Origin of the sequence: Streptomyces laculatispora (assembly GCF_017353455.1) — a bacterium.
Taxonomy (GTDB): domain Bacteria; phylum Actinomycetota; class Actinomycetes; order Streptomycetales; family Streptomycetaceae; genus Streptomyces; species Streptomyces laculatispora.
Genome location: NZ_JAFMPZ010000381.1, coordinates 1 through 9,506, shown reverse-complemented (window position 1 = coordinate 9,506; position 9,506 = coordinate 1). Strand labels below are relative to the sequence as shown.

At 71.1% G+C, this 9,506-nt stretch carries 10 protein-coding genes; 8 read left to right on the top strand and 2 right to left on the bottom strand.

Annotated features, from left to right (window positions below; genetic code table 11):
* Window positions 1-321, bottom strand: a 321-nt coding sequence (locus J1C73_RS19850) for an MFS transporter (protein WP_207317590.1), incomplete at its 3' end; no start/stop codon positions are given.
* 469 nt (window positions 322-790) lie between these two features.
* On the opposite strand from J1C73_RS19850, the gene J1C73_RS19845 reads away from it, so the two are divergent.
* The 8 genes from J1C73_RS19845 (at window position 791) to J1C73_RS19810 (ending at window position 8,311) form a co-directional block, all read left to right on the top strand.
* A complete protein-coding gene (locus tag J1C73_RS19845; protein WP_123463834.1) occupies window positions 791-1,231 on the top strand; it encodes a DUF6278 family protein in 441 nt (146 codons plus the stop codon).
* A gap of 156 nt (window positions 1,232-1,387) precedes the next feature.
* A complete protein-coding gene (locus tag J1C73_RS19840) occupies window positions 1,388-2,131 on the top strand; it encodes an amino acid ABC transporter ATP-binding protein (RefSeq protein ID WP_123463837.1) in 744 nt (247 codons plus the stop codon).
* Window positions 2,132-2,145: 14 nt separating this feature from the next.
* Window positions 2,146-3,057 carry a glutamate ABC transporter substrate-binding protein gene (locus tag J1C73_RS19835; protein WP_207317589.1) on the top strand — a complete coding sequence of 304 codons (912 nt, stop codon included), beginning with the start codon at window positions 2,146-2,148 and terminating at the stop codon, window positions 3,055-3,057.
* Between the two features lie 16 nt (window positions 3,058-3,073).
* Window positions 3,074-3,718 (top strand): amino acid ABC transporter permease, encoded by a 645-nt coding sequence (locus J1C73_RS19830; RefSeq protein WP_207317588.1) that lies wholly within the window; start codon window positions 3,074-3,076, stop codon window positions 3,716-3,718.
* Window positions 3,715-4,578, top strand: a complete 864-nt coding sequence (locus tag J1C73_RS19825) for an amino acid ABC transporter permease (RefSeq protein ID WP_207317587.1) — start codon at window positions 3,715-3,717, stop codon at window positions 4,576-4,578. The genes J1C73_RS19830 and J1C73_RS19825 overlap by 4 nt, the downstream gene beginning before the upstream one ends.
* A gap of 490 nt (window positions 4,579-5,068) precedes the next feature.
* Window positions 5,069-6,757, top strand: a complete 1,689-nt coding sequence (gene murJ, locus J1C73_RS19820; RefSeq protein ID WP_372446713.1) for a murein biosynthesis integral membrane protein MurJ — start codon at window positions 5,069-5,071, stop codon at window positions 6,755-6,757.
* Between the two features lie 171 nt (window positions 6,758-6,928).
* The gene (locus J1C73_RS19815) at window positions 6,929-7,087 is read left to right on the top strand and encodes a hypothetical protein (protein WP_207317585.1); all 159 of its coding nucleotides are present in this window, start codon (window positions 6,929-6,931) and stop codon (window positions 7,085-7,087) included.
* Between the two features lie 294 nt (window positions 7,088-7,381).
* Window positions 7,382-8,311 (top strand): RICIN domain-containing protein, encoded by a 930-nt coding sequence (locus J1C73_RS19810; RefSeq protein ID WP_207317584.1) that lies wholly within the window; start codon window positions 7,382-7,384, stop codon window positions 8,309-8,311.
* Between the two features lie 148 nt (window positions 8,312-8,459).
* Here the strand turns inward: J1C73_RS19810 and J1C73_RS19805 are convergent.
* Window positions 8,460-9,506 (bottom strand): coiled-coil domain-containing protein (locus J1C73_RS19805; RefSeq protein ID WP_372446712.1); only part of this gene is annotated, 1,047 nt, incomplete at its 5' end.

The window sequence follows — 9,506 nt, the reverse complement described above, 5'->3', positions numbered from 1 at the left end:
AATTGGCCCCGTCGGCGCGCCGACGACCCGCGTCGCGAGCAGCAGACCGTAGCTGCTGGTGACCGCGCCGATGACATGGACGGCCGCGAAGACGCAGAGGAAGAACAACAGGGCGCGCCGACGGGGCCAATTGCGCCCCAGGAGCGCCATCAGCGGCGCCCCGATCACGATCCCGACGGCGAACGCCGAGGTCAGAAGGGCTGCGGCGGGGATGGAGACATGCAGGTCATCGGAGATGCCCGACAGCAGGCCGGACAGCATGAACTCGGAAGTGCCCTGGGCGAAGACGGCGAGCCCGAGCGCGTATACGGAAAATGGCATGAAGGAACCCCATGGACGGCTGATGGACAGAACCGGTTGGGGATGCGGGCCGCACCCGCTCGCATGACGAGCGGCAACGCGGCGGAACGGTCACTGCGATCGTGGCCGTGACACGGCACATCGGCGGAGCTGTGACGGCCGGGGGATCTTCACCCTTGTGCGTACGCCGAAGCGCAACCCGCAACCGCATGGGTCCGGGGTGGCAGCCTTGTGTGACCTGGGCGGACGAGGTCCGGCCGGTCGGGAAGCCACCGGGGACCGGTGGCTAGCCTCTGTCCGATTCGGGGCTGCACATGATCGTGAACCTATCAGCGCGCGGCGGGATGTCACCACCCCTTTTCCCGGCCCGCGTCCGCGGCCGCCGGACGTGTCCGGGTGAACGTGCGAGGTACATCAGGTGTTCCGTGCTCGAACGACAGACCGCGCGTCCTGTGGTGCGGATCAGGGCCGGGATGCGACCCTGAGCGGTATGAACATCCCTTTCTTGGACAACTGGCGTAAGCGTCACGACGGTACGCGGGAGGCGGGGCTGGCCGCCGCCGTCGACGCCGATCCGGAAGGCGTGGCCCAACTGCTCGCCGAATGTGACCTGCTCCGCGTCCGGGCCGGGGAGCGCGGGCTCGAACTCGACGACAGCCCGGCCTCGTTGGCGGCACTGGACCAGCTACCACCGCGCTGGCGCGACGACCCGGAGGAGCTGCCCTGGCTGGGCAATGACGCGGGGCTCTACCTGGGAACGGTCCTGGTGCGCAACGTTCCCGGCGCGCTCTGGCACATCTGGCCGAGCGGCCAGCCCGTGGTGCGGCTCGCCTCCGGACGCGAGATCGATGTGGTGGAGGCCGGTCTGGGCTGGGCGATGTCGGGCAGCCCGGAGCTGTCCCAGATCTACTCGGAGTCGGCCGAGGGCTGAGGCGGCCGTCCGGATCGGGGTGGTCCCCGCCCGGATCCGCACTGCGACGAGATAAAACGCCTTATACCCCATTTACGCGTGTCGGGTGTGAAGTCCCTTGCCGGGATGGATAGTTTGCGCTGACCTCGACCAAGCGACAAGTGGGTAGGGCAGCGTATGGCCGTCGATCCGTTGATCGAGCTGCGTGACGTCAATAAGTTCTACGGAAAGTTGCACGTACTGCAGGACATCAATCTCACCGTCGGCCGCGGGGAGGTGGTGGTGGTCATCGGCCCCTCCGGCTCAGGCAAGTCAACGCTCTGCCGGACCATCAACCGGCTCGAAACGATCGAGTCGGGCCACATCACGCTCGACGGCAGGCCCCTTCCCGAGGAGGGCAGGGGACTCGCGCAGCTGAGAGCCGAAGTCGGCATGGTCTTCCAGTCGTTCAACCTGTTCGCGCACAAGACCGTACTGGCGAACGTCTCGCTCGCCCAGCTCAAGGTCCGCAAGCGGAAGAAGGACGAGGCCGACCAGCGCTCCCGCGAACTGCTGGAACGGGTGGGACTCGCCTCGCAGGCCGACAAGTTCCCGGCCCAGCTCTCCGGCGGCCAGCAGCAGCGCGTGGCCATCGCCCGCGCCCTCGCCATGGACCCCAAGGCGCTCCTCTTCGACGAGCCCACCTCGGCGCTCGACCCGGAGATGATCAACGAGGTGCTGGAAGTGATGCAGCAGCTTGCCCGGGAGGGCATGACGATGGTCGTCGTCACGCACGAGATGGGGTTCGCCCGGTCCGCCGCCAACCGGGTCGTCTTCATGGCCGACGGCCGCATCATCGAGGACCGCACCCCGGAGGACTTCTTCACCGCACCGGAGAGCGACCGCGCCAAGGACTTCCTGTCCAAGATCCTCAAGCACTGACGGGAGGCCCTGTGTTGCGTACGAGGAAAGTACTGGCCGCCTGTGCCGCCCTCCTGCTGGCCGTCCTCGCCGCCGGCTGCGGCAAGGAGGGCAGCCCGCCGGTGAAGGGGCCGAAGGCCGAAGCGCTGCCGGTCTACCAGGTCGACACCGGCTTCCGGCTGCCGGACTCCAGCACCTGGACGAAGGCCAAGAAACGCGGATACCTGCGGGTGGGTGCCAAGGAGGACCAGCCCTACCTGGGCGAGAAGGACCCCGCCACCGGGGTCTACTCCGGCTTCGACATCGAGATCGCCCGGATGATGTCGGCCTCGCTGGGCTTCGACCCGAAGACGATCCAGTTCAAGACGATCGCCTCGGCCAACCGCGAGACGGCGTTGCAGAACGGGCAGATCGACTACTACGTCGGCACCTACACGATCAACGCCATGCGCAAGAAGCTCGTCGGATTCGCCGGCCCCTACTTCATGGCCGGACAGGGGCTGCTGGTCCGCACGGACGAGAACGACATCCACGGCCCACAGGACCTGGCGGGCAAGACGGTCTGCTCGGCGGCGGGTTCGACCCCGTACCAGCGGATCGCCGCCGACTACCCGAAGGCCGATCTGGTCGCCTACGACACGTACTCCATCTGCGTCGACAACCTGCTGACCTACCAGGTCGACGTCGTCACCACGGACGACGCGATCCTGCTGGGCTTCGCGGCCAAGGCGCCCGACGAGATGAAGGTCGTCGGCAAGCCGTTCTCCCGGGAGCCGTACGGCATCGGCGTCCCGCGCAGCGACAACGCGCTGCGCTTCGCGCTCAACGACGCGCTGGAGGCCAACGAGAAGGACGGCAACTGGAAGAAGGCCTTCGAGGCCACGCTCGGCCTCTCCGGGGTGCCCGCACCGAAGCCGCCGCCCATCGACCGCTACCCGGCGACCTGAGAGGACGACCAGAACCATGGACGTACTCACCGAGAACTTCTCGCTGTACGGCGAGGGCTTCCTCGGAACCCTCGAACTCACCGTCTACGCCTCGATCCTGGCGATGGTCATCGGCTTCGTGATGGCCTCCTGCCGGGTGGCGCCCGTCGGCTCGTTGCGGGTGCTCGGCACGGTCTGGGTCACGGTGCTGCGCAACACCCCGCTGACCCTGCTCTTCTTCGCCGTGCTGCTCGGTCTGCCGCGCTTCGGCCTGGTGCTGCCGTTCAAGGTCTTCGCGGTCATCGCTCTCGGCTGCTACACCTCCGCTTTCATCTGCGAGGTGCTGCGCTCCGGGATCAACACCGTGCCCAAGGGCCAGGGTGAGGCGGCACGCAGCCTCGGGATGACGTTCGGACAGACGCTCGGCAACGTGGTGCTCCCGCAGGCGTTCCGCTCGGTGATCCCGCCGATCGGCTCGACGCTCATCGCGCTGGCCAAGAACTCGGCGATCGCCGGGGCGTTCAGCGTCACCGAGCTGCTCGGCACCTACAAGACCCTCAACGAGCTGGGATACAGCATCATCTGGACCTTCGTCTGGATCGCCGTCGGCTACCTGATCATCACGCTGTCCATCAGCGCGGTGTTCAACGTGATGGAGAAGCGCTGGGGAGTCGCCCGATGACCACCCACTCCGCCACCGCGCTCTACGACATCCCCGGACCGCTGACCCGTAGACGGCACCTCGTCTACGGGGTCGCCTCGACGGTCCTGATCCTCGCCCTGGTCGGCTGGGTCATCTACCTGCTCTTCGACACCGGCCAGTTCACCAGCGCCAAATGGTCGCCCTTCGAGTACAAGGGCATCCAGGAACTGCTGCTGCGCGGCCTCGGCAACACCCTCAAGGCATTCGCGTTCGCCGCGGTGCTCTCGCTGGCGCTCGGGGCCGTCCTCGCCGTCGGGCGGCTCTCCGACCACCGGCCGGTGCGCTGGGTCGCCACGGTCCTCGTCGAGTTCTTCCGCGCCATGCCCGTACTGGTGATGATCTTCTTCATCTTCGTCGCGCTGAAGGTGCAGCCGCTGCCGGCCCTGGTCGCCGGGCTGACCCTGTACAACGGCTCGGTGCTCGCCGAGGTGTTCCGTACCGGCATCAACTCGGTGGAACGCGGCCAGCACGAGGCGGCGTTCGCCCTGGGCATGCGCAAGACGCAGGTCACGACCTTCGTCCTGGCCCCGCAGGCGGTGCGCGCGATGCTGCCCACCATCATCAGCCAGCTGGTGGTGGCGCTGAAGGACACCTCGCTCGGCTATCTGATCACATACGAGGAATTCCTCCATGCCGGGAAGCTCATCGCCTCCAACCTCGACTACGATCTTCCCTTCATCCCCGTGGTGATGGTGATCTCGCCGATCTACATCGGGATGTGCATGCTGCTCTCCTGGTTCGCCACCTGGGTGGCCAAGCGGCAGCGGCGCAATCCGAGGACCGAGGCGGTGGACGTTGCACCGGCCGATCCAGGAACGCTCCTGCCGGGAGCGCAGTAGCCGGGAACCGCCGCGAGGCGGTACCCGGGAGCGGTGCCCGCCCGGCAGCAGCCGGTGATCACTTCTCGCGCAACGGCACGGACCGCACGCCGGTCCGCGCCGGCGAGGGGAAGGTCAGCTGTGAGCCGGCCGGGCTGTGCTCGGTGCGCAACGGGCCGACCATGTCGGCCGTCAGGGCGCGTCGGTGACCGGCCGGATCGCCGTGGGAGCCGGAGGAAAACTCCGGAACCACGGGGAACGGCCGGCCCGGCGTCCGCCCGGAACGCGCCGGCGGGTCCACGGTCCGCTCATGCACACCGGTGAACAGCCGGGTTCTCCGCGTCCGATATCCTCCCTCCTTCGATCCCGACGACCGCCCCCTCGCACCGCCGCGCCGCAAGCCGGCACCGGCGAGGAGGTCGTGGGGGCCCTCGGAGAGTGGGAGACATCGGTGCGCGGAGCAGCCCGGCACAACCCCGTACCGGACGTTCCGGCCCTGCCCGGCGCACCGGTGACGGCCGCGGACGCGGGCACCGGGGTCGCCACGCGGGAACGCGAGCAGCCGGGCTCGGGCTCGGTACTGCGCAGCGGCGCCGTCATGGCCGCCGGGTCCGTCGTCTCGCGGGCCACGGGATTCATACGCTCGGCGGTCGTCGTCGCCGCGCTCGGCACCGGACTGCCGGCCGACGGCTACACGGTCGCCAACACCCTGCCCAACATCCTCTACATGCTGCTGATCGGCGGCGCCCTGAACGCCGTATTCGTCCCCGAACTGGTCCGGGTCGCCAAGGAACACGCCGACGGCGGGGCCGCGTACACCGACCGGCTCCTCACCCTCTGCACGGCCGGGCTCCTCGCCCTCACCGCGCTCGCCGTCGTCGGCGCCCCGCTGATCATCTCCCTGTACGCCCCCACGTACCACGGGGACCAGGCCGAACTCACCATCGCCCTGGCCCGCTACTGCCTGCCCCAGATCCTCTTCTACGGGCTCTTCACCCTGCTCGGGCAGGTGCTCAACGCCCGCAACAGGTTCGGGGCGATGATGTGGACCCCGGTCCTCAACAATGTCGTGATCATCGCCGTGTTCGGGCTCTACCTCTGGACCGCGGCGGGCTCGGAGGGCAGTCTGACCTCCGCACAGGCCCAGTTGCTCGGCTGGGGGACCACGGCCGGGATCGCCGTACAGACCCTGGCGCTCGTACCCGCCCTGCGCGCCGCGAAGTTCCGCTGGCGGCCGCGGTTCGACTGGCGCGGCAGCGGCCTCACCCGGCCGCTGCGCGCGGCCGGCTGGCTCGTCATGCTGGTGCTGACCAACCAGGCCGCCTACTGGGTGGTGACCCGGCTCTCCACCGCGACCGGCCAGCACGCCGTGGACCAGAACGTGGCGGGCGGCGCGGGCTACACCGCGTACACCTACGCCTTCCAGCTGTGGGTGGTGCCGCAGGGCATCGTGACCGTCAGCCTCGTCACGGCACTGATGCCGCGGATGAGCAGGGCGGCGGCCGAGGGCGATCTGTCCGGGGTGCGGCGGGATATCTCGTACGCGCTGCGGACCTCGGCCGCGGTGGTGATCCCGGCCGCCGCCGCGCTGCTCGCGCTCGCGCCGTGGGTGATGGGAGCGGTGTTCGGCCACGGAGAGACCGGCCCGGCCGACATCACCGTGATGGCGGGCATGATGGCGGCCTTCGCGCCGGGGCTCATCGCCTACTCCGGGCAGTACGTGCTCTCCCGCGGGTTCTACGCGATGAGCGACACCCGGACCCCGTTCTTCCTGAACCTGGTCATCGCGGCGCTCAACGCCGGCCTCGCGGTCGCCGCGTACCTGGTGCTGCCACCGCGCTGGGCGGTCACGGGAATGGCCGGGGCGTACTCCGTCGCGCTGTTCGCCGGCTTCGCCGTCACCGCGTACGTACTGCACCGAAGGGTCTCCGGAAGCGGCGCGGACCGGCCCTCGCTGGTGCGCTCGTCCGGAGTGCGGGCGCACGCGCGGCTGGTGGCCGCCTGTGTGCCCGCGGGGCTGCTGGCGTACGCGACGGCCCGTGCCGTCGACACGGAGGGCTCCGGGCTCGGGGACTTCGGCGCGGCGGCCGCGGGGGTCGCGGTCCTCCTCCTGGTGGTGGCGCTGCTGGCCCGTCCGCTGCGGCTGACCGAGGTCAGCGCCGCGCTGGCGGCCGTCCGGAGCCGGCTGCGGCGGAGCTGAGAGCCGCCCACCGTTCCGTCCGCGCGGCGGGTGAGGGGCGTGCGGGGCTCAGCCCGCGGCGCGGTGCGAGGTGCGCGGCGCGGGTGCCGGCGCCTGGGCCGCCCGGGTCACGGGGTTGGATGTCGGTGACGGTGCGGGGGAGTAGTTGGAAGAGGTGCAGTTCGTTTCGGAATGAACGGCGTGCTTCCGAGCGGGCCGCGCAGCCAGCAGGCGGCGGCGAGCCGGGCGCGACTGTCCTTCAGCACCTACCGGCGGCGGCTCTCGGCGGCGCTGACGAAGGCGGCCCAACTGCTCCGGGACCGGGCGCTGTACGGGACGGCGGCGCGGTGAACGCGGGGTGGCCGTACCGGGCACCGCCCGGCCGCGCCGGGGGCGCGGTCCGTGAAAGACTCGCCCCGTGCGGATTCGCGCGGAAGGACGCGCGCCCCGCCCCCGGGGCGAGCGTGCCGCGCGGGCCCTGTCCAAGTCGTGCCCATTCCGTGCCCAACACGTCCGGCGTGCCACCCGGGGCGGCGGGCGCGCTGGTTGACTGACGCACGGACCGGACGGGGGCGGGGCGGCAGCGACGGAAGCGGAAGCGGCCGGCTGCCGACAGTTGGACCATCGTTGACTTGGGGAAGAGCGTTGAGTGACACCGAGCAGGACGACGCAAAGCGACGACAGCGGGCCCGGTTCGTCGAGGCGTTGACGAAGACCGCCCAGCAACCGGGCGAACGCTCCCGCGTGGGCACCAGGATCGCCGGGGCCACGGCCCTGCTCGCGCTCACCGCGGGCGCCACCCTGGGCCTCGGCGCGTGGCGCAGCTACCAGTCGGACGAGGACGGCAAGAAACAGCACCTGGCCGCGCAGGAGGCCGCCCAGCAGCGGCGGATCAGCCCCTCGGCCTCCTCCTCACCGACCGGCGGCCGGGAGACCGGGAAGAAGGCGCCGGCGGAGCACCCCGCCGGAGCCGGCGCCGGAGCGGGGGCGGGCGCAGCCCTTCCCCGCGCGGGCACCGTCACCTCCCCGTCTCCGGAGGCGGAGAAGAAGGAGAAAGAGGAGGAGAAGGAAGCGCCGAACGAGAAGAAGCAGAGCACTCTCGCGGACTCGAGCCGTTCCCGCGTGCTGCTGAAGAACGCGCACAGCGGCATGTGTGCCGACGTCTCCGGCTACGGCAAGGGCGCTGTGAACGAGCCGATCATGCAGTACTACTGCGACGGCACCGACAAGGACAACCAGCTCTGGAGCATGTCGGTGCGCGGCGCGGGCCAGGGGCCCGGCGGCGCCGACCTTGTGCTGTTCGCCAACGTCAAGGACGGCCTGTGCCTGGACGTCCCGATGTTCGGGGCGCAGCCGCCCGCGACGAAGCTCATCGAGGCGCGCTGCGACGGCTCGACGCGGGACAACCAGCTGTGGTGGCTGGACCCGGTGGGGGACGGCACGGTGCGCGTGCGCAACGCCGCGAGCAACAACCTGTGCATGGAGGTCAAGGACGACTCCATGGCCCGTGCCACGCAGCTCCAGCTCGACGACTGCGGCACGGACCCCGACAGCCGCTGGACCGTGGTCGGCTGACCCGGCGGCATAGGCCCGGGTTCACCACCCGGGCAGCCGCGAAGGCCCCGGCGGGGATCTCCCGCCGGGGCCTTCGCGTACGACGCGCCCGGCGCCGACCGCGCGGCGCACCGGCCCCGGGGCTCACCCCGGGGCCGCCCGCCCCGGCTCACCGCCCGCGCGGCCGCGGGGTGAGCGTGTCGAGCGGGAAGCCGGAGCCCCCGGTCCGCTCGGCGCAGCGGTCGGCGCTGAGCCGCCCGGCAGGGCCCGGCATGCTCGCCCAGGCGTCGCGTGCCTGCTGGGCGTGGGCCTGCTGGTCCCCGCGCAGGGCCCCCAAGCGCTCCTCCACCTGCGCGCGTTCGCGGTCCCGGGTCTCGTACCGTGCGACGGCGTCCCGGTGCCTGCCCCGGGCCCTGTCGCGTTCCTGCCGGTTGTCGTCCATGACGCGCTCGGCGTTCGCGAGGGCGCGGTCCAGGCCGCCGACCGCGGTGGTGAGCCGGTCGACCTCGCGCCGCGCGGTCCGCTCCCCCTCCTCCCTGGCGCCGAGCGCGCGCACCGCGTCGCGCTGCCTGCCCTCGGCGCGTTGGAGGGCGTGCGCGGCCGTCTCCGGGGCGGGCGTGCCGTCGGGTGCGGGGACGACGGCCCGCGTCGCCGCGCGCACGTCCTCGTCGGCGGCCGCGAGGTCGCGCTCCGCGGCGGTCACCTCGTTCTTCCGCTCCGTGCGGTCGCGTCCGGCCTGCTCCAGTTCCTCCCGTCGCGTGTTCCACTCGGTGACGAGGGCGGTGTGCGTGTCGTGGGCGGCCGTGTACAGTGCCTCCGCCTCCTCCATCCGGAGCTGCCGCTGCCGACGGTTCCCGTCCGCCTCCGCGACCTGCCGGCGCAGGTCCGGCAGGCGTGCGTCCAGCGGTTGCTGGGCCGCCACGGCCGCGGCCTCCCGGTCCACCGCCCGGGTGTACGCGTCGACGGCCCGGCGCAGTTGCTCCCAGCCGCCGCTCGTGGCCGGGGTGACGTCCGCGAGGGAGCCGTCGGCTTCGATGGGCCAGAACCGCAGCCCCGTGGTGCCGCGTACGGCCAGCTCCACGCGGCGGTGGGAAATCGCGGCGACGCGGGTCCCCACGTAGAGCGCGTGCGCGAGCGCGGAGGCGTCCGGGTCGGCGCCGAGGTCGAGCCAGAACTGCACAGCCTCCTGCTCCGGGTCGATCCCGGAGGCGAGCAG